We start from the raw sequence: 19,657 nt of genomic DNA on the forward strand, positions 1-19,657 counted from the left end.
CATGTGGCCCTTCCATTTATGTCCAATCAGTTATAAACTTCATTTTTTTTTAGACCTTCTATCAACACCTCGATGACTTCCTTACGGCTAAAGGTAGCTGGAGGAATTTCTCCATTACGCAACATTTCCCTTACCTTCGTTCCAGACAGGATGACATGATCTTCCTTGCCATGCGGACAAGTTTTAGCGGAAGCCATATTGCCACATGCTTTACAGTAAAAACTATGTTCAAAGAATAATAGCGTGATTCCTAACTCATCTGCGTTAAAGTTCCCAAAGATTTTTTGGGCATCGTATGTGCCATAATAATCGCCCACACCAGCATGATCACGTCCGACGATAAAATGGGTGCAACCATAATTTTTACGGACCATCGCATGGAAAATGGCTTCTCTAGGTCCTGCATAACGCATGGCAGCAGGAAAAACTGCAAGGGAGACGCGATCCTTAGGATAATATTTGTCAAGCAGCACTTTATAGCTTTCCATTCTTACATCTGCCGGAATGTCATCTGATTTAGTGGCACCGACGAGAGGATTTAAGAATAAACCGTCGACGATCTCCAATGCTGTCTTTTGAATATATTCATGTGCACGGTGAACAGGGTTCCTCGTTTGGAAACCGACAACCGTTTCCCATCCTTTTTCAGCGAAAGCCTTCCTTGTCTCGACTGGGTCCAAATAATGAGCTTGAAATAGCGGACGCTCTATTCTCTTGATCAACTTTATTTCCCCGCCGACATATACATCCCCGCGGTTATATAAATTTTTCACTCCAGGATGCTTCTCATCCGCTGTTTGATATACCAATGTCGCTTCCAATTGCTTATCTGGAGTGTAAATGTCGGACACGGAGAGAACCCCGTATGTTTCACCATCATGGGTTAATGTTACTTCTTCACCTATAGTAAGGCTTCCTGCAGTTTCTTCGGTCAAAGGCAACGTAATCGGGATGCTCCATACATGTCCGCTGCTAAGCCTCATATCCTTTACCACTGTCTCATAGTCACTTTTTGTAAAAAATCCTTTAATCGGGCTGTAGGCACCAGTCCCTATCAATTCAAGATCGCTTAAAGCAATTTCATCGATTTCGATTGACTTCGTTATTTTACTAAAATCATATTTTGGTTCCCAAAGATCGATTAATGTTCCTCCGTGCGGTAAACTGATTGTCATGCTAATTTCCCCCTATGGTTTCTATTTATTTAAGCCTATAATTTCTATTTATTTAAGATAAATGCAATCCGCATTCCGTTTTTTGAGCCCCTTGCCAACGGCCTGAGCGTAAATCATCTGCATTGAAGGCAGGTGCAGTACACGTTTTACATCCAATGCTCGGATATCCATTATCATGCAGGACATTATATGGAAGTCCATTTTTGTGGGCATAGCGCCAAACATCTTTCCATGTCCAATGTATGAGCGGGCATATTTTAACTGATTTGAACTTATTATCCTTATTGATATACTCGGTCTTAGCCCTTGTTTCGGATTGCTCCCTCCGCAGTCCCGAAAGCCAGGCTGTTGCCGATGAAAGCACATCTGTAAGCGGAACGATTTTACGGATGTTACAGCATTTATTGGAATCACTAAGCCATAATTCATCGCCATATTCCGCCGCTTGTTCCTCAAGCGTCAAGTCAGGTTTCTTCATTTCGATCAAAAGCTTCGGATATCGCTTCTTCACTTCCTCGATCAATTGGTAAGTTTCCTCAAAATGAACATCTGTATCTAGGAAAACTATTTTTGCCGAAGGATTGACCTTCGCCAATAAATCCGTAAGCACGATGCCTTCAATACCAAAACTGCAAGCATAAATCAGTTTGTCTCCATAATGGTCATTCGCCCATTGCAGAACTTCCAAAGCACCTTTTGTCTCAGTGTCTTCAGGAAATACGGGGAAGTCCCCTGTATTGAAATTTTCATAGTTTATTAATGCAGCCAACTTTGTAGCCCCCTCTAAAAACTTGCTGTATCAGGTTAGAGTAACTGTTGATCAATTCCCGTTGTAATATCCCCCGGGTTATTTGAATCTAGGAAAAAGAGACGAATCTAACCAATACTCTCTTTATATCAGTTAAACCCGCCTCTAGTTTTTCTAGTCAGCAGATACCTTATTTAATTCTTAGTTTTTCATTTCTCTCCATTTGAATGATTTTACCATCCTGGACAATAAGTGTAATGGATCCATATTTCATTGAATTAAGCATTTCTTGAAGTCGTTCAAAAATTTCTTCAAGCTGATTCTCTTTATTCAAACCAGTTCCTCCTTTAAGAAAACCCGCGAATATTTTATTTTAATTTTTTTAGATTTATATAATTCCATACAACCTTACATTGTTATGGTCTGCCTAAAATTTTCACAAAAAACAAAAATCTTTCCATGATGGAAAGATCGCAAGGTAAATATCTTTACCTTATCTTCCAAAATGATCAACATTTTGTTGGAGTTAGCACCTTGCATCCATCATGCAGGTTGCCGGACTTCAAAGGGCCAATTCCCTCCGTCGCTCTGGATAAGTTTTATTATTTTAAATATTAACATATATTTAATCCTTGTCAATGGAGTTTTCTTATAAAATAACTTGGTTTAATATTATGGATGAACTGTTATTTTTATACACACTATTCAATTTATGATTTTATGTTCATATAAATACGAAAATAGACTCGTCTTTTTAGATAAAATCTCCAAAAAAATGAGTCTATTTTCATTAATAGGCCTAATATTGACGCGTATTATTCTAAAAAAATTTCTAAGGTTCCAGTCTTTTTATAGAAGGAATTAATTTATTGAAGTCATTAATTTCTTAACTGTATCGCTTCTACAAATTCTTGAACCTGACTCTGGACGCGATCAATTAAATGCAAATCATTGATTGGATTTTCTGGATTCTGTTTATCTATTTCCTTATCAACAAAATAAATCCCCTGCAGCGGCTCGCCTTTTAATATTGAAATTAATGGTTTAAGCGCATAGTCAATCGCCAATAGATGCCTGTTACTTCCACCAATCATGATTGGCAACACCGGCTTACCCTTAAAAGCACCTTCTGGCAGCAAATCAATCAATGCTTTCAATACACCTGTATAAGAAGCCTTATAAACCGGTGAACCTATAATGACTCCTCTGGCTGCTTGAATTCGCTCTGAAAGCTTTGAGATATCCTCGCTATTATATTTCCCTTGGAATAAATCATCTGCTGAGAAATCCGTAATCGAGAAATAAGCTGTAGTAAATCCTGCATTTTCGACTAATGATTGAATATGTTTTAGTGAAATGTCCGTTCTTGATGGAATAGCCGGACTTCCTGATAAAATTACGATATCGCTCATTTGATACCCTCCAATGTTACAAGATTTCCAGATATAATTTTCTTAAAGCATTTCGTGAAGTATACATTTATCGTAATTGTCTGAAAAATATAAGTCAAATCTTACACTCTGGACTCCTACTCTTAATGAAAAAAGAAACGGTCATATTTACGGCTTGATGCTCATGCCCTTAAATATGACCGTTTCATTATGTATGATTTTGTTTCCCATGAATACCATATACCAAAAGTTGAGCAATGCTCTTAATTCGTTCAGAAGTAAAATATGGCTCCTTTTTTTGTTGATGGATCTCATAATGTGTAGATAAAGCCAATGTGAAAGAAATGATCCCTACATTAAATAAAATAATATCAGAGATATATTGTATCTCTCCGCTATCTATTCTCTTCTGTATTTCAATATGCCTGGCATTTGGCTTGAAAATCTGATCTACATATTGCTTTGAAATATCTTGATCGAATTGTGTTTCCCTAAATAATATCGAAAACTGTTCTTTATTTTCAAGAATTTTTTTTATCATGGTAGTAACATGATTCTCCACTAGATCATCCGTGGATAGATGGCTAGTCCCATCTTCAGATTCCTCTTTTTCATTAGGGGTAATTGTAGCCAAAAGCAAATCTTTTTTGCTGTCAAAGTATTTGTAAATAGTAGCTTCGGAAACATTGCATGCAGAGGCAATTTCATTCGTTCTTGTCATGTCAAAACCTTTAGTGGCAAAAAGAGTCCGGGCTACATTTATGATTCGTTCTTTGGTTTGCTGCCCTTTTTTCAAAAATATCAACCTTCTTTTATAAAGATAAGACCGGTTTCACCCATCTATTTCCCATGATATATCGCTGGTATCAATCGGTCAATATTACCTTTGATCTATTAGAATTCAATATTCCCATATATCATAAATAGAAAACATCATCTGGTTGGGACATGTTTTCTATTTATGAAAAAAATCACTTAAAAGATGCATAGCCATCATCGACCATGACTACACTTCCATTGATCGCATCCGCTTCCTCTAACGATAATAGATAGACGGCATTTGCAATGGCTTCTGGCTTAATCAATTCACCGCGCATTTGACTTGCTTTCAATTTATCGATGATTCCCATGTCTTTATAACCTTGTATGATAGGAGTGTCGACCCCGCCCGGCGCAATGCCCACAACGCGTATGCCATGAGCACCCAATTCCAAAGCTGCTGTCTGTGTCATCATTCTTACAGCGCCTTTAGTCGCCTGATAGGCAAAAGTCCCATGGGAAGCTAAGTAGCCAAACACGGAAGCGGTATTTATAATGACTCCCTTGTTACCCAGTTCCTTCATTTTCCGTCCTGCTGCCATGATTCCAATGGCCACTCCGTACTGGTTCACCCCAATCGTTTTGTAGTAACCTTCCATATCTTGGTCTAGGATCATACCGCCCGCACCAATGCCGGCATTATTAAACATGATATCGAGCCTTCCGTATGTTTCCACTGCTTTATTGATTAACGATTCAACATCTTCCTACTTAGAAACATCCGTTTTAACATAAATCGCCACTCCACCATTAGCTGTTATCTGATCAACGGTTTCCCGACCCATTTCTTCATTAAAATCCGCAACAAACCTTGTCCCCTTTTGCTGCAAATTTCAGGCATGTGGCTCGGCATAAACCGCTTGCTCCCCCTGTGATAACTGCAACTCTTGCTGTCATATACATTCCCCTTCCAAATAAGTAAGTAAACACTTACTTTTTAATATAAAAGTAAAGAATAGTAAATTCAAGCAATATGTATTTTTATAGAGTTTTGAGCTTTCAAAAGTAAAGCTGTCCTATTAATAGGACAGCTTCATTTGTTTAGCAGGTTTTCAATTCGGCCTTACTTACGGATGTCTTCACCATTTCAATGAAAAGTTGAAGGAAGCGATCATCACCTGTCAATTCTGGATGAAATGCACTTACGAGGACATGGTCTTGTCTCGCAGCCACTACATTCTCTTCATAAACAGCCAATACTTCTACACCTTCTCCAACTTCATCAGCAAATGGCGCCCGGATGAATACTGCCTTATATGGGGCTTCCATTCCTTTGATGGATAGGTCAGCCTCGAAACTTTCCCGTTGACGTCCAAATCCGTTCCTTTTCACGGAAATGTCCATTAGTCCGAGATAGGCCACCTCATCGCCAGTCAATTCATTTGCCGCCAATACCATCCCAGCACATGTACCGAAAATTGGTTTTTTATCTTCGAAGAAAGTTTTGATCGGTTCCATAAATCCATAACGATCCATTAGCTTCCTCATCGTCGTGCTTTCTCCGCCTGGAATGATCAAGCCATCGATTTCCCGCAACTGTTCCGGTTTTTTTACTATAATCGCTTGTTCGCCGGCAGCTTTGATTTGGTTCAAGTGTTCTTCAACCGCTCCCTGTAATCCCAAAACACCGATCGTTATCATATTACCATCCACGTTCCTGCATCCGTTCTGCCGGAGCTAGTTTGGAAATATCAATGCCCTTCATTGCACTGCCCAATTCTTTTGACAACTTGCCAATCAATTCATAATCGGTGAAATATGTAGTCGCTTGAACGATTGCGGATGCGAATTTTTCTGGAGTTTCAGATTTAAAAATACCAGACCCAACGAAAACGCCATCTGCTCCCAATTCCATCATCAATGCAGCATCTGCTGGAGTGGCAATTCCGCCCGCTGCAAAGTTAACTACAGGCAATTTACCTGTGCGTTTGATTTCTCTTAAAATTTCAAATGGGGCTCCAAGATTTTTTGCCTCTGTCATTAATTCATCATCACTCATGATGCTAACTTTGCGAATTTGTGACTGTACCTTTCTCATATGACGCACAGCTTCCACAATATTACCTGTTCCTGGTTCTCCTTTTGTACGAAGCATGGATGCTCCTTCACCAATACGGCGCGCAGCTTCGCCTAAATCACGGCAGCCACAAACGAAAGGTACTGTGAAATCACTTTTTAGAATATGGTATTCTTCATCCGCAGGAGTCAGCACTTCACTTTCATCGATATAATCCACTCCCATGGATTCCAGGACCCTTGATTCAACGATATGGCCAATCCTTGCTTTAGCCATGACCGGGATTGAGACTGCATTCATTACTTCCTCGACAATTCGCGGATCTGCCATTCTTGCTACGCCGCCAGCCGCACGGATGTCGGAAGGTACCCTTTCCAATGCCATGACAGCGACCGCACCAGATGCTTCTGCGATTTTTGCTTGTTCTGCGTTAATGACGTCCATGATTACGCCACCCTTTTGCATTTGTGCCATTCCTCTTTTTACTGTGTCAGTTCCTAATAATTTTTCCATTTTTTTCTTCCCCCTAATATTTTCATTTTTTAGATTTGTTAGGCTTAGTATAAAAAAGAGTTGACCACATTGAAAGTGTCAGTTTTAATAAGTTTAATGAGGTCAGTAAAAATTTATCAAAAAGGTGGCAACAAAATGAATATGCTTTCTTGCGATTTAAATCGGTTAAGTGAAGTACCTTTGTACGAACAATTATATTCATATATTAAAAAAGAAATCATTGAAGGCCGTCTTCTTTACGGCACAAAACTACCTTCCAAGCGGAAATTGGCAGAGTTCCTTCAAATAAGTCAAAATACCGTGGAGACTGCATATGAACAATTGACTGCTGAAGGATACGTTGAAGTCATACCAAGAAAAGGGTACTATATTCAAACTTTCGAGGATTTAGAGTATACACAAACTAACCAAGTATCAGTGGAACAAATCAATCATAAACAAGGGGAATTGCTATATCATTTTCATCCCAGCCAAATTGACACGGAACATTTCCCATTTGAAAAATGGAGAAAATACATGAAAAGCAAAATCGATGAATCACATCAAGATCTTCTTTTACTTGGGGATTCTCAAGGGGAATATGAATTACGATGTGAAATTGCCCATTATTTGTATCATGCACGTGGTGTTCAATGTGTCCCAGAACAGATCATCATTGGTGCAGGAATGGAAATTTTATTACAGCAGCTTGTCCTTCTATTCGATAAAAATGCCATCTATGGTGTTGAAGATCCCGGGTATCACTTGATTCATCGGATTTTACGCAGCTACCCAAATGAAGTCCATCCACTGCAAATTGATGAAGAAGGCGTAAAGGTGAACCAAATTGAAGATTCAAACATCGACGTTGTGTATGTCACTCCCTCACATCACTTCCCCAATGGGACAATCCTATCCGTTAACAGACGGACGCGATTGTTGAACTGGGCTCAAGGGGCAGCAAACCGCTATATTATCGAAGACGATTATGATAGTGAATTTCGTTATAGTGGAAAAACAATTCCTTCCTTACAAAGTATGGATGCTGGTGATAAGGTGATATATTTAGGGTCATTTTCAAAATCATTGATGCCATCAATTCGGATCAGTTATATGGTTCTTCCCGCTCCATTGTTACAAATGCATCAACAGGAATTGTCTTTTTACCATTCAACCGTTTCACGGATTGATCAGCACGTGTTGACACAATTCATGAAGGAAGGGGATTTTGAAAAGCATTTAAATCGGATGAGGAAAGTGTACCGTCGGAAGTTGGATAAAGTGATTGATCTATTTAAACCCCATCAACAAATAAAAATCATTGGAGAGCGATCAGGATTGCATATCGTCCTCATCGTCAAGAACGGCATGGATGAACAGACACTTATTCAAAAGGCAAACGAAGACCATATTAAAATTTATGGATTATCAACATATTCAATCGAGAAAATTGACGAACATCCTCCAAAAATTATATTGGGCTTTGCAGGGATTCCTGAATCCGAATTGGAAAAAGCCATTCACCTTTTATTGAACTCATGGGGGTTATAAATATAAAGAAGTTCACTGTCATGAACTTCACGAACTGTAGACAAACTTTCGCTCGAGTTTGTCTACAGTTTTTTTAGCTTTTACATATTGAACGTCGATTTCCACTTCAGGCACTTGCTTTCCGCCGGCGGTCGGCCCTCGGCTTTTACCTGAGGGGTCTCCCCTAGACGCGCTTTTAGTAGTGGCACGGCATTTCTGACAAGCATATCGTGGAAGATGCAGATCATCTGCGTCATTTTTAGATCTATAACCTATATATGCGAAACATAAATAAACGATTGAGTGTGTATTCGTAGATGCAAAAGAAGCATGATATGAGTAAGACTGCTTTAAGGGGACTTAAAAAGTTGCCGATGCAAGCGATGCTTACTTTCTCTGCCATTAATTTAAAGAATATGGCCAATTGGACATGGCTAGGTCCAAAAGTGGCATAACATAGTGGCTCATAGAGCCCCAATTTCTTAACTTTAGGAGATATTTCAATGAAAATGTCAAAAGAGGTTCGGAATGGTCTCATCCTGATTCCCTCTCACGATTGTATCGGGATGATTACCCTGATTTTAATACAAGACTTTTCTTTGTGATGAAATTCGGATTGAATGTCTGGAGCCCAGCCACTGCTTGAAGCATGCGGTGAGGAGTATTTGGCAGGACGTCGACCTTAAGGGAACGGAATCATCATCCGGACCGCAAAATTTATGCTCCGGGGTTCGAATAATTCGTTGTCGGTCAAATAAAGTGCGGTTTGGACGAAAAACGGCTTCGTCTGAAAACAACTGAGAGGTTTTTCAAATAAAAATAATGCAGGCAAACTCATTTTTCTACGAGTTTGCCTGCATTCTGACCACTCTTGTGGATTTTTTTAACTTTTAGATAAATACAGTTCCATCATATCTTTTGGTACCATGCTCCCTCCGGTAGCCCAGATGACATGCGTCGACTGGTTCATTTTATCCAGCAGTTTTTGATCCATAAGATATTCCCTTCCTTCTTTAGCTGACAAAAGTTGTATCGGACCAAATGCTCCTGCTAGGGCAGATGGCTCTAAATAATGGCCTTCGGTCTCTGCCATTTCCTTGAGTAGTTCGAATAACCTTCTATCCTCAATGGTATAGCTCCCGCTTAACATGGTCGTCATCATACTGGAAACCAATGCTGAAGGCCTTCCTACTGCAAGACCATCCGCTTCCGTCTTATTATCGATGCCAAAGTCCTGAACCGAAACTTTGTCATGAAGTCCTGTCATCAATCCGAGCGTCATGCATGGTGAATGTGTCGGCTCTGCAAAAAAACAATGTACATCATCTTCAAAGGCTAACTTGAGCCCATATGTTATGCCGCCTGGCCCGCCGCCGACACCGCATGGTAAGTACACAAACAAAGGATGATCTTCATCTACGGCAATCGACATATCTTTCAATTGTTTCTTCAGTCGCGTTGCAGCTGTCGCATAACCTAGCAGCAGATCCATGGAATTTTCATCATCAATAAAGTGGCAATCGGGATTAAGTGATGCTTCTTTACGGCCTTCTTCTACAGCTTTACTATAATCATCATCATATTCCTTTACAATGACACCCAGACTAGTTAATTTATCCTTTTTCCACTGTTTGGCATCTGCAGACATATGGACCGTTACTTTAAATCCCAGCTTCGCGCTTATTATTCCAATACTCATTCCTAAATTGCCGGTTGAACCGACAGCAATCGAATATTTTGAAAAAAGCTCCTTATATTCATCACTCGCAAGTATTCCATAATTATCAGTCCGCTTTAAACCGCCATGCTTCATTGCTATTTCCTCAGCACGTTTTAAGACCTCATAAATACCTCCGCGTGCCTTGATTGAACCTGATATAGGTAAATGACTGTCACATTTCAGCAAAAGTTTTCCCGCAATTTTAGTTCCATAGGATTTTTCCAAGTTTTTTTGCATGAAAGGAATCTCTACTAGAGGTGATTCAATGATCCCCTCCATTGGTTCAGTTTCTGGAAATGCTTTAATTATATAATTGGCAAATCTATTTAATATTTCTTCAGCCGATTTAACTTGTTCAGCTTGGACGATTGGATTTTCTTGTTTGTTACCGTAATCTGGATTCTTCCAGAAGACTTCATTCATCTTTATCACATTATTAAGTATAGGATCTTTCGCTTTCCATTCGTTAATCGATAATCCTGCGATTTTATGCATCTCCTCAGCAGTCCCTCCCCCAAATGTAGTATTCATCATCTACTATAACTCAACAAACTGTAATAAAGATTACACTTTTCACTTTTTTACGAATTATCAGCTTAGAAAGTTAACTTCACTTTTAATTTCCCTCGCACACTATTAATGAACCAAATTTCCTCAGCGTTATTGAGGTCAGCCTTTGAAATGTTTTTTACCTTGATTTCCTTCTTCCTGATCAATTCTTGACGAAATGTTCCTGCAAGCAAACCTGATTCCACCGGAGGGGTATAGAGGTCACCATTTATCTTTACCACTACATTTCCGTTCGTGAATTCCGTAATGTATCCTTCTTCATTCCAAAGCAGAACATCCTGGAAGTCGGGATTATTCATTTGAAAGCCTTCATAGACATCACGATTGGTGGTCTTATGAAATAGAAATGGATTTGCCCTTGATATTGGAGCTTCAGCTAGTATGGCCTTGAATTCTGGATCAAGGGGCTTGATTGCTTGTCCCAAGACTTCAATTTCACCATTTTCATGTAGTAGTACCCTAACTTTTTGGAGCGTCCCATGGTTTATTTCCGCATACTTTTGGAGTCGATCTCTAAGATACAATTCAGAGAATCGATAATCGAAGTACTCAGCGGATTGTTTCATCCTGTCGATATGATCATTCAACAAATAATATTCGCCATCGCTGAGCTTTATCGATTCCAATAGTTTGTAAGCAGGCCGTTCAACCGTTAATAATTTGGCTTTTAAAAAGGCTTCATCATATTCTTCCGATAACTCGGAATCCCAAGTGATCCCCCCGCCAACCCCATACTCGGCTTTCCCTGTTTCCTTATCAATCACGACCGTACGAATCGGCACATTAAAAACGGCTTCGGATTCAGGAGTGATAAACCCGATTGCACCGCAATAAACTTCACGCGGTGAATTCTCGATATCAGCGATGATTTCCATCGTTTTAATTTTAGGTGCCCCTGTTATCGATCCACAAGGAAAAAGGGCCTTGAATATATCAATGATTGTTGTTCCTGGATTCGTATCGGCTGTAATCGTGGATGTCATTTGCCAAACGGTCGGATATTTTTCAATTGCCTTAAGTTGTGGAACTTCGACACTTCCTGGTTCCGCAATCATTCCCAAATCATTTCTTAGCAGGTCCACAATCATGTAGTTTTCAGCCTGATTCTTTTCCGAGGCTGCCAACCATTCAGCATTGAGCTGATCCCCTTTCAGTGTCGTTCCCCGCTTTACCGTTCCCTTCATGGGCCGAGTAATCAGCTGACCATCTTCCCAACGAAAAAACAACTCGGGTGAAGCCGATAGGATTCGATGTGAACCCACGTTCAAATATGCACTATAGTTCGAGCGTTGGGCTCTCTTCAAACGTTCAAAAAAAGCGAAGTCATCTCCTTCGAACTGAGATTGCAAACGCATCGTATAATTGACTTGGTATGTGTTGCCTTTCTTGATTTCTGATTTTATTCTTTGAAATCCAGAACGATAGGCATTTGAATCCGTTTCTGATTGCCATTCAGCTAAATGAAAAGCCTCGGTCACTTTTTCAGGTATTTCCGCTTCCGGTTTATCAAAAATCCCGAACCATAATAATGGCATTTTGGCTCCATCTTTTACTTTAAAGGATTGTTCAAAAGCAGGTGCCGCTTCATAGGAAACATATCCCGCTGCATAATTCCCCTGTTCGATCGCTTCCTGGACTTTTTGGAATTGGGGAAGGACATCCTCAATTGAATGGGCGGTGATCACTTTTTTCGGATTCGCAAAATATAGTGGCCTGCTGTCACCTTGTTTATCTGTGAAGTGAAATATTAAGAATAAAGGATCTTCTCGTTTCATTACTCTCTCCTAACTATGTTTATGAAGCCAATCGGTATGTATTTTTATAAAAAAGCTTGCAGACACGGGATCTGCAAGCTCATTCTTTAACAATTATTTCATTCCAGTAACCTCTGCAATGATTTCATAAGAACGAAGGCGTGCATCCTGATCATAAATGGCAGAGTTTATAATCATTTCATCCGCCTGTGTTTCATTTAAAAATCCCTGCAACTGCTCTTTTACCTCTTTTGGATTACCTATAATGGAAGCGTTCAGCTGCTTCATGACAATGGCTTTTTCATATTCTGTCCAAAGGCCTTCCATCGTATCAACTGGAGGAGCTAGTTGACCGGGTGTGTTCCGTATCAAATTCAAGAACTGCTGTTGATATGAAGTAGCAATCCTTTGCGCTTCTTCCGTAGTATCGGCTGCAAAAACATTGATACCAACCATGACATAAGGTTTATCTAGAACGTCGGATGGTTGGAAATTATTGCGGTAGCGGGCTAAAGCTGGTTGAGTATTTTCAGGGGAAAAATGGCTTGCAAATGAAAATGGCAATCCCAGCTGTGCTGATAATGCTGCACTGAACCCACTTGAACCAAGCAGCCAAATCGGGATGTCCTGCCCTTCTCCAGGAATGGCGCGAACACGATTATGTTTAGAATCCGCATCTAAATAGCTACGGAGCTGCGCCAATTGTTCAGGAAAATCCTGACCGTTATTACGTACATCACCCCGAAGTGCCATGGCTGTATATTGGTCGCTTCCCGGAGCACGCCCCAGTCCTAAATCTATTCTACCAGGATACATTGCTTCCAATGTTCCAAATTGTTCTGCGATAACCAGCGGTGCATGATTCGGTAGCATTATGCCTCCAGAACCTACCCGAATCCTTTCCGTCCTACCTGCAACATAGCCTATAAGTACTGACGTTGCAGAGCTTGCAATCCCAGGCATGCTATGATGTTCTGCAACCCAGAAACGGTTGTAATTCCATTGCTCTACATGTTTAGCTAATTCTACTGTATTTTTAAAAGCTCCCGAAACTGTACCACCTTCAACAATAGAAGCCAGGTCCAGAACGGAAAAAGAAATGTCGCCAAGTTTTTTTGCATATTGATCAGCATTCATATCTTCATCTTCTTTCTTTCAATTATGATAAATCGGACGCAAAGCCATCATATAGAAAATACACAAAAAATGCACATAAAATGCTTAAGGATTAACTGTTAAGAATTTCCCTGGCAATCAATCGAAACGAATTAAGCCGATCCTCCAACTTATGAGTGATGGTTATCAACATGATTTCATCTGCCTGATATTTCTCCTGAATCGTCAATAGGCGATCCTTAACTTGTGAAGGGGTACCAAGAATCAGTTTTTTATGCATGGTTTCCATCTGTGTTTTTTCTTTTTCAGTCCATTCATGATTCCTTACTTCTTCTATACTTGGAACTTGCTTTCTTTCCCCATGTCCACTTTGAATTTTCCACAGGGTGTTGCTGAGGGCGATTTCTTTCGCATATTCTTCCGTTTCAGCACAAATGGCCGATACCGTAATAATCGTTTTAGGTGCTTTGAGTAACCCTTTTGTTTGAAAATTCTCACGGTACTGTTTAATACTCTGCACGCCATCATTTTCGCTCATGAATTCCCCAAACGCGTATGCAGTTCCATTCTCAGCGGCTAGTTTTGCACTTTTCCCGCTTGTTCCCAATATCCATGGTTCAGGGGATAGTATTGGGATAGGAGCAGCAGAGACATTTGAAAACGGATGTTCTTTCGGAAATTCATCTCTTAGAAAATTCAACAGTTCTTGAACAAGTTCGGGCATTTTATATACATTTTGAAGGAAATTATCGGATAAGGCCATCGTTGCTTCGGCAGATCCACCAGGAGCACGTCCCATTCCGATATCAATCCGGCCTGGAAAAAGCGTGGCTAGCATATTATATGTCTCTGCTATTCGGTATGGCTTATAATGTGGAAGCAGTACTGCCCCTGATCCAATCCGGATATTTTTTGTTTGTGAACCAATATAGCTTATCAAAACCTCTGGAACGGAACAGGCCAAGCCAGGCAAATCATGATGTTCAGTAAACCAGATTCTGCTATAACCCAGCCTATCTCCTTCTTGAGCTAGTTGAAGTGAAGCCTGCAAAGCTTCTTGTGCTGATTGCCCGGATGCAATCGGGGATTGATCCAATATGCTCAATTTCAATTTGTTACCTCCTTTCTTGGCTTTCGTAACTTAATCGTAAATCATAACCAGCCGAAAGTCGCCTGAAACGCTTGCTTTGTTGTTTAGTTTGCAGCCTTTAGCAGAAAATATAAGGAGTTGAATCCAAATTAGGGAGTATAAGTGAATTATGTATTCTAGCGAGGTGTTTGGTTTAATACACTAAGGACGCAAGTGGCTCAAATGGTTATCATTTATTCTAGCGAGGTTCTTTTAGGGATTTATGTAAAAAAGAAAAGCCCTTTTAAGGGGCTTTCCAGTTTGTAGACAAAAGAAGTTCGGAATTAAAAAATTCTGAACCCCTTTTGAAATCCCCTTTGAATTTCGCCTAAAGTTAAGAGAAAGTGGGCTCTACGAGCCCACTTTCTTATGCCATTTTTTGTCCTCGCCATGTCCAATTGGCCATCTTCTTTAAATTAATTGCAGCGAAGGTAAGCATCGCCTGCATCGACAATTTTTTAAGTCCCCTTAAAGTAGTCCAACGCATACCATGCTTTTCTTTTGCATCTGCGAATACACGCTCATTCTTTACGCTTCGCATATATAGGTTTTACATTTTGATGATGACGCAGATGATCTGCTTCTTCCACATTTGTTTGCCAGAAATGCCGTGTCACCAGGTTTTAATACTTCTATTTTAAAACAAAAATGGCTCTAGGCAAAAGTGTTCTATCTAAAAGGTAAGACAAAGTTGATTGGAGCGGGTGTACGAGACTCCTGCTTAGAAAAGCGAGTCTAGGGGAGACAGACCCCGCAGGCGAAAGCCGAGGAGGCTCCCGGACCGCCCGCGGAAAGCGAGTGCCCTACGTTCCAATCAACGTCCAAATTGTACAAGCAATAAAAATAGACAAACTCGATTTTCATCGAGTTTGTCTACAGTCTAAAAAGCCCTTATAAGGGGCTTTCCAAAGCTATTCACTTTTTTTGAATTGAGAGAGTAATTCATCTGCCATGATTTTTGAATCCAAACGAGCCGCTAAATATGGGGGCTGAACCCGATTATTGGACTCCACGGGCAAACCTAGCCAAATAACTCGATGATCAAAGATGATAAAGGCAAAGGAAATAGGTGAACAAATAAAATGATCCGAGTTGATATCAGGATTTCTTTTTGCTGATATGATCGTCAATTTCACTGCAGGGTTCCGTTTCATTAAATATTGCTGCCATTCTTCTGACAAACTGTTCAAATCCGGTACAGCGATAACCATGTCATGTTTTGTTGTTTCAATATCTCCCTGAAAGTCCCCCAATTTACGGGCATGCATCCATCGTAATTTCGGGTGCTGGTGGTTAACCCATTTTCCAATGTCTTTCTTTGATACAATCTGATCATTTTGAATTTGATGATCGACAAGCTGACGAAGTGTTTTACTGCGATAAACGTGTTTGTTAACAAACGAAGTGTCACATACATGTACGAACTTACCTTTAGTCCTTGTTATTGCCACGTTAATCAGCCTTTCACTTTCTCTCCCTGTCAATAACATTCCAGCCCTGTTTTGCGGATAACTATCTACTGTGTCAAAGATCATCATCTCACGTTCACTTCCCTGGAAACGATGTACAGTTGCAGCGATGATATCCGCAGTTTGCCGTTCTTTTTCATATAAGTCATCCAATAGCTTTTCCATCAATTCTGCCTGAGCCCGATATGGTGCGACATAACCAATTGACCTTGAACCGCCCACATAAGCTTCATGAATCAACTGAAAAGATAAAAGCAATTGCCATAAATTCATTCTCGAGTGGGATGTCCGTTCAGTGATGCAATATTCCCCTGCTAAGCTAGTATCAAGAAGTGCCGATGCCCTATTGGCAAACGGTTCCGCCAGCATTATGCCCTCCCTGCTAGTCGCAACACTTTTATGATCGCCAACAAAATTGTTATAGACGACACGATTAGTGAATGCTGAAATATCCGGATGCATGCGGCGTTGTTCCTTTAATAGGAATAGATGGGGATGGAGTTCTCCTTCTTCAACAGACTGGGCGACACCGGCCCGATGAAATATGTCTTCCTTCAGCCAAAGTTTCACGAGGGAATCACGAGCCGAAGCAATGGGCGGCAATTGTTTGAAATCACCACAAACGATAATATGCTTGGCTAACGCTGCAGCAAAAGCCACCTGAGGAACGTAAGCCATACTCGCTTCATCCAAGATGACCAGATCATACTCCTTTTGATAAACCGTTTCGTCATTTGCGGCTTTAGCTAAGGTCGTCCCGATTACTTTTGCTTCTTTTACGAATTGAATCTCTTTTTGGCGGATTTTCTCCAATACTTTGGCCAGCTTTTTCTCTATCTCAATTAACTGATCTGTATCCCTTTTACTGAAGGAACCTGCCAAATCATATTTTAAAAGACGTTTTTCTTCGCCAAGTTCTTCTTTTTCTTTAATTAATGTCGGTTCATGTTTACCTAATAATTGCCCCGTAACAATATCATCATGGATAGCTAGTGATTCACCGATTTGAGATCCATAGCGAAGCACATCGCCTTCTTTGAAACGATCTTTCTTTTTAATGAATGATGAAATTTCAGCCATCAAAACATCTACAGCCTGGTTGCTATGGGACAAAACCAGAACTTTTTTAGCTTGTAAATAATGATTGGCTACTGTACGAGCCAAAGTATAGGTTTTTCCTGTTCCAGGCGGTCCCCAAACAAAAGTGACAGGATTGAACTTCGAACGGGAATATAATTCTTTCACACTGCTTTGTTTTTCAGTTAAAGGATGTTTTTGCGGCATGGACGGATCCATCAGGCGCTTGATTCGAAGCCTTTTCCTTTTACTCCTCTTGATTTCATCCAAGCGGATAATCAATTGCTCCAGCAATTCCCAGGGATCATGGTATAAAAAGGCTTCACTGATGATATCGCCTAACGAGCGATCAAAAACAATGATTATACTTTTCCCTTCCGATGAGAGGATCCTTCCATCCTGTTTAATCCCTCCCCATTCAAGTCGAACGAGGGAACCGACAGGGATTTTTATGGATGAACCTGTTTCAAAATAATAGTTGAAGGAACCGTCGCTTGTAAGCAGATGGCCGTTCGAAACCAAGTATTTTGTGCTACCATATTTTTTCAAATGCAGGATTTCAAGTTGAAGTGCCTGCTGCCATTCTTTTATATAATTAACTGTCGAATTCATTTTTCACTTTCCTCACAAAATATGCCATTGTAGTACGAAGAAACTGGCCCATTGGCTAGGCTCCGATGTTGAAAATAACGCTGTCATCATGACTTTTTTCGCGAAATACCTGTTTCTTTTGCATATAAAATAAGGCCCAATCTATTGATTGGGCCTTTCATACGCCAATGTTTTAACTATAGCATTTTTTATAACATCATACCATGGGCTCTTTTGGAAGAAATGGTTTAGATTAGCCTTCTGTCAACTCACTAAATTGGTCGACGAGATCACTGAAAATCTTCATTGCATTTTCGATCGGCTCAGGTTTCGTTAAATCCACTCCTGTTTTCTTAAGCAGCTCCAATGGGAAATCGGAACTCCCGCTTTTCAAGAAAGTCAAATAACTTTCAAGTGTTTTTTTGTCCCCAGAAAGGATCTTATCAGCGATCGTAATGGCTGAAACGTAACCAGTAGCATATTTGTAGACATAAAACGGACGATAAAAGTGTGGGATGCGTGACCAGCCATACTTCACTTCTTCATCGAAACTTATTTCATCTCCATTATATGCACGAAATATCGTTTCATAGGCTGTATTAAAAACCTCGGCATTTAGAGGTTCTTCATTTTCAGCTTTTTCATGTACAATCTTTTCGAACTCCGCAAACATCACTTGTGTGAAGAATGTCCCTTTAAAACTATCTATGAAATGGTTAAGTAAATGTTTTTTCTTTTGTACGTCTTTTGTTGTCTTAATTAAATGGCGAATCAAAAGGATTTCATTCACAGTGGAAGCAACCTCAGCGACAAAAATGGAATACCCAGCACTTATTTGTGGTTGGTATTTTGAGCTATAGTATGAGTGCATACCATGTCCAGATTCATGTGCAAGTGTAAATACACTGTCTAAATCATCACGATGATTTAATAGGATGAAAGGGTGAACACCATAAAGTCCTAAATTGTAAGCACCTGAACGTTTTCCAGGTGTTTCCCTGACGTCGATATACCTGTTTTCCTTAAAGGTTTTAAGGATTGTGATATACTCTTCGCCAAGTGGCTTTAGTGCCTCCACCATCAAAGCAAAACCATCATCGTAAGAAATCTCCTCTTTAGCCCCTTCGACTAATGGTACACTTAAATCATAAGCACGTAATTCTTCTACACCCAGCAATTTTTTTCTTAAATGAATGTATTTATGCATGGGGCCGATATTTTGCTTAGTAGACATAATCAAATTATCATAAACCTCTTTTGGAACTTGATCTCCAAATAAGGATTTTTCCAAGGCAGATGGATAATTTCTCAGCTTTGAAAGATTCACATTATTTTTGATTGCCGTTGCAAGTGTGGAAGCGATTGTATTCTTCAATTGTACATATGGCTGATAATATGCGAAATAAGCCTCTTTTCTTTTATCCCGATCATCATCTTCAATCAATTTGGAATACATTCCTCGCGTCAGCTCTACCCTCTTGCCGTCTTCATTCGTAACTTCCCCAAATTTTATATCCGCATTGTTGATCATTCCGAACGTTTTTTGTGGAGCTGAAAAGGCTTCGCCTATTTGCGAAAGCACTTCTTCTTGTTCTTTCGTTAATACATGGGCTTTATAGCGGAAGGAATCCAATAAATCCTCTTCAAAATATTTCAAACCCTCGACTTCTTTTATGTACCCTTTTAATGTTTGTTCTTCCAGGCTTAGAAGAAACGGCATGAAGAATGCAGAAGCATTACTTATTTTCTGCCCTAACTTACCAGCTCGATCCAGCAATGCTTGTGATGAGGTGACCCGTGTATCCAAATCGGCTTGAAGCATGGCAAATACATAAAGCTTGTTATAAATGTAGCCAACTTCCTCACTTAACCGTAAATACTCGAATAAATCTTGGGCTGACTGAATATGGCCATCGTAAGTTTTTAATTTTTCTGTCATCTTCAGGACTTCTTGATAATCTTTTTCCCAATTAGCCTGATCTTCGTAAATATCCTTTAAATTCCAAGTTTCTTCTATCTTTAATTCGTCACGTGATTTAAACGTTTGCATATCCTCTGC

Annotated in this window: 14 protein-coding genes, 3 pseudogenes and 1 riboswitch; of the genes and pseudogenes, 2 read left to right on the forward strand and 15 right to left on the reverse strand. The window is 40.0% G+C overall.

Features of this window, described 5'->3' with window-relative positions; all coding sequences use genetic code 11:
* Window positions 1-26: 26 nt before the first annotated feature.
* The 8 genes and pseudogenes from sat to pdxS all read right to left on the reverse strand — a co-directional run bounded on the left by sat (window position 27) and on the right by pdxS (window position 6,663).
* Window positions 27-1,175, reverse strand: coding sequence for a sulfate adenylyltransferase (gene sat / locus ACJ9PY_RS13275; RefSeq protein WP_057277555.1), 1,149 nt, complete (start codon window positions 1,173-1,175; stop codon window positions 27-29).
* Window positions 1,176-1,227: 52 nt separating this feature from the next.
* A complete protein-coding gene (locus ACJ9PY_RS13280) occupies window positions 1,228-1,944 on the reverse strand; it encodes a phosphoadenylyl-sulfate reductase (protein ID WP_057277554.1) in 717 nt (238 codons plus the stop codon).
* Window positions 1,945-2,113: 169 nt separating this feature from the next.
* On the reverse strand, window positions 2,114-2,257 hold the full coding sequence (locus ACJ9PY_RS13285) for a YezD family protein (RefSeq protein ID WP_082609336.1): 144 nt from the start codon (window positions 2,255-2,257) through the stop codon (window positions 2,114-2,116).
* A 156-nt stretch (window positions 2,258-2,413) separates the two neighbouring features.
* Window positions 2,414-2,522: riboswitch (SAM riboswitch) on the reverse strand.
* Window positions 2,523-2,801: 279 nt separating this feature from the next.
* The gene (gene ssuE / locus ACJ9PY_RS13290) at window positions 2,802-3,335 is read right to left on the reverse strand and encodes an NADPH-dependent FMN reductase (protein WP_048680796.1); all 534 of its coding nucleotides are present in this window, start codon (window positions 3,333-3,335) and stop codon (window positions 2,802-2,804) included.
* Window positions 3,336-3,522: 187 nt separating this feature from the next.
* Window positions 3,523-4,110 (reverse strand): TetR/AcrR family transcriptional regulator, encoded by a 588-nt coding sequence (locus ACJ9PY_RS13295; protein WP_034306949.1) that lies wholly within the window; start codon window positions 4,108-4,110, stop codon window positions 3,523-3,525.
* A 175-nt stretch (window positions 4,111-4,285) separates the two neighbouring features.
* A pseudogene (locus ACJ9PY_RS13300) lies at window positions 4,286-5,030 on the reverse strand (SDR family NAD(P)-dependent oxidoreductase).
* A 144-nt stretch (window positions 5,031-5,174) separates the two neighbouring features.
* Window positions 5,175-5,774 (reverse strand): pyridoxal 5'-phosphate synthase glutaminase subunit PdxT, encoded by a 600-nt coding sequence (gene pdxT / locus ACJ9PY_RS13305; RefSeq protein ID WP_063576142.1) that lies wholly within the window; start codon window positions 5,772-5,774, stop codon window positions 5,175-5,177.
* Between the two features lies 1 nt (window position 5,775).
* Window positions 5,776-6,663, reverse strand: coding sequence for a pyridoxal 5'-phosphate synthase lyase subunit PdxS (gene pdxS / locus ACJ9PY_RS13310; RefSeq protein ID WP_034306956.1), 888 nt, complete (start codon window positions 6,661-6,663; stop codon window positions 5,776-5,778).
* A 135-nt stretch (window positions 6,664-6,798) separates the two neighbouring features.
* On the opposite strand from pdxS, the gene ACJ9PY_RS13315 reads away from it, so the two are divergent.
* A complete protein-coding gene (locus ACJ9PY_RS13315; RefSeq protein ID WP_063576141.1) occupies window positions 6,799-8,193 on the forward strand; it encodes a PLP-dependent aminotransferase family protein in 1,395 nt (464 codons plus the stop codon).
* Window positions 8,194-8,446: 253 nt separating this feature from the next.
* Window positions 8,447-8,627, forward strand: a pseudogene (locus ACJ9PY_RS13320) (transposase); the annotation flags it as partial.
* A 428-nt stretch (window positions 8,628-9,055) separates the two neighbouring features.
* Here ACJ9PY_RS13320 and ACJ9PY_RS13325 read toward each other — a convergent pair.
* From ACJ9PY_RS13325 to pepF, 7 genes and pseudogenes are all read right to left on the reverse strand, one after another.
* Window positions 9,056-10,387 carry a D-serine ammonia-lyase gene (locus ACJ9PY_RS13325; protein ID WP_411740278.1) on the reverse strand — a complete coding sequence of 444 codons (1,332 nt, stop codon included), beginning with the start codon at window positions 10,385-10,387 and terminating at the stop codon, window positions 9,056-9,058.
* A gap of 101 nt (window positions 10,388-10,488) precedes the next feature.
* On the reverse strand, window positions 10,489-12,237 hold the full coding sequence (pabB, locus tag ACJ9PY_RS13330; RefSeq protein WP_411738329.1) for an aminodeoxychorismate synthase component I: 1,749 nt from the start codon (window positions 12,235-12,237) through the stop codon (window positions 10,489-10,491).
* Window positions 12,238-12,330: 93 nt separating this feature from the next.
* Window positions 12,331-13,353: an LLM class flavin-dependent oxidoreductase gene (locus ACJ9PY_RS13335; RefSeq protein ID WP_098864587.1), complete on the reverse strand. Its 1,023-nt coding sequence runs from the start codon at window positions 13,351-13,353 to the stop codon at window positions 12,331-12,333.
* A gap of 91 nt (window positions 13,354-13,444) precedes the next feature.
* Window positions 13,445-14,443 carry an LLM class flavin-dependent oxidoreductase gene (locus ACJ9PY_RS13340; RefSeq protein WP_411738330.1) on the reverse strand — a complete coding sequence of 333 codons (999 nt, stop codon included), beginning with the start codon at window positions 14,441-14,443 and terminating at the stop codon, window positions 13,445-13,447.
* Window positions 14,444-14,828: 385 nt separating this feature from the next.
* A pseudogene (locus ACJ9PY_RS13345) lies at window positions 14,829-15,081 on the reverse strand (transposase); the annotation flags it as partial.
* A gap of 291 nt (window positions 15,082-15,372) precedes the next feature.
* Window positions 15,373-17,619, reverse strand: coding sequence for an AAA domain-containing protein (locus tag ACJ9PY_RS13350; RefSeq protein WP_411738331.1), 2,247 nt, complete (start codon window positions 17,617-17,619; stop codon window positions 15,373-15,375).
* 232 nt (window positions 17,620-17,851) lie between these two features.
* Window positions 17,852-19,648 carry an oligoendopeptidase F gene (pepF, locus tag ACJ9PY_RS13355; RefSeq protein ID WP_411740279.1) on the reverse strand — a complete coding sequence of 599 codons (1,797 nt, stop codon included), beginning with the start codon at window positions 19,646-19,648 and terminating at the stop codon, window positions 17,852-17,854.
* Window positions 19,649-19,657 lie beyond the last annotated feature (9 nt).

The organism is Peribacillus sp. S4 (assembly GCF_046715815.1).
GTDB lineage: Bacteria > Bacillota > Bacilli > Bacillales > DSM-1321 > Peribacillus > Peribacillus frigoritolerans.

What these genes read in the sequence shown, in the direction of transcription:
- sat (WP_057277555.1), bottom strand. Translation starts at nt 1,175, where the DNA reads ATGACAATCAGTTTACCGCACGGAGGAACATTAATCGATCTTTGGGAA.
- ssuE (WP_048680796.1), bottom strand. Translation starts at nt 3,335, where the DNA reads ATGAGCGATATCGTAATTTTATCAGGAAGTCCGGCTATTCCATCAAGA.
- pdxT (WP_063576142.1), bottom strand. Translation starts at nt 5,774, where the DNA reads ATGATAACGATCGGTGTTTTGGGATTACAGGGAGCGGTTGAAGAACAC.
- pdxS (WP_034306956.1), bottom strand. Translation starts at nt 6,663, where the DNA reads ATGGAAAAATTATTAGGAACTGACACAGTAAAAAGAGGAATGGCACAA.
- ACJ9PY_RS13315 (WP_063576141.1), top strand. Translation starts at nt 6,799, where the DNA reads ATGAATATGCTTTCTTGCGATTTAAATCGGTTAAGTGAAGTACCTTTG.
- ACJ9PY_RS13325 (WP_411740278.1), bottom strand. Translation starts at nt 10,387, where the DNA reads ATGCATAAAATCGCAGGATTATCGATTAACGAATGGAAAGCGAAAGAT.
- pabB (WP_411738329.1), bottom strand. Translation starts at nt 12,237, where the DNA reads ATGAAACGAGAAGATCCTTTATTCTTAATATTTCACTTCACAGATAAA.
- ACJ9PY_RS13335 (WP_098864587.1), bottom strand. Translation starts at nt 13,353, where the DNA reads ATGAATGCTGATCAATATGCAAAAAAACTTGGCGACATTTCTTTTTCC.
- ACJ9PY_RS13350 (WP_411738331.1), bottom strand. Translation starts at nt 17,619, where the DNA reads ATGAATTCGACAGTTAATTATATAAAAGAATGGCAGCAGGCACTTCAA.
- pepF (WP_411740279.1), bottom strand. Translation starts at nt 19,648, where the DNA reads ATGCAAACGTTTAAATCACGTGACGAATTAAAGATAGAAGAAACTTGG.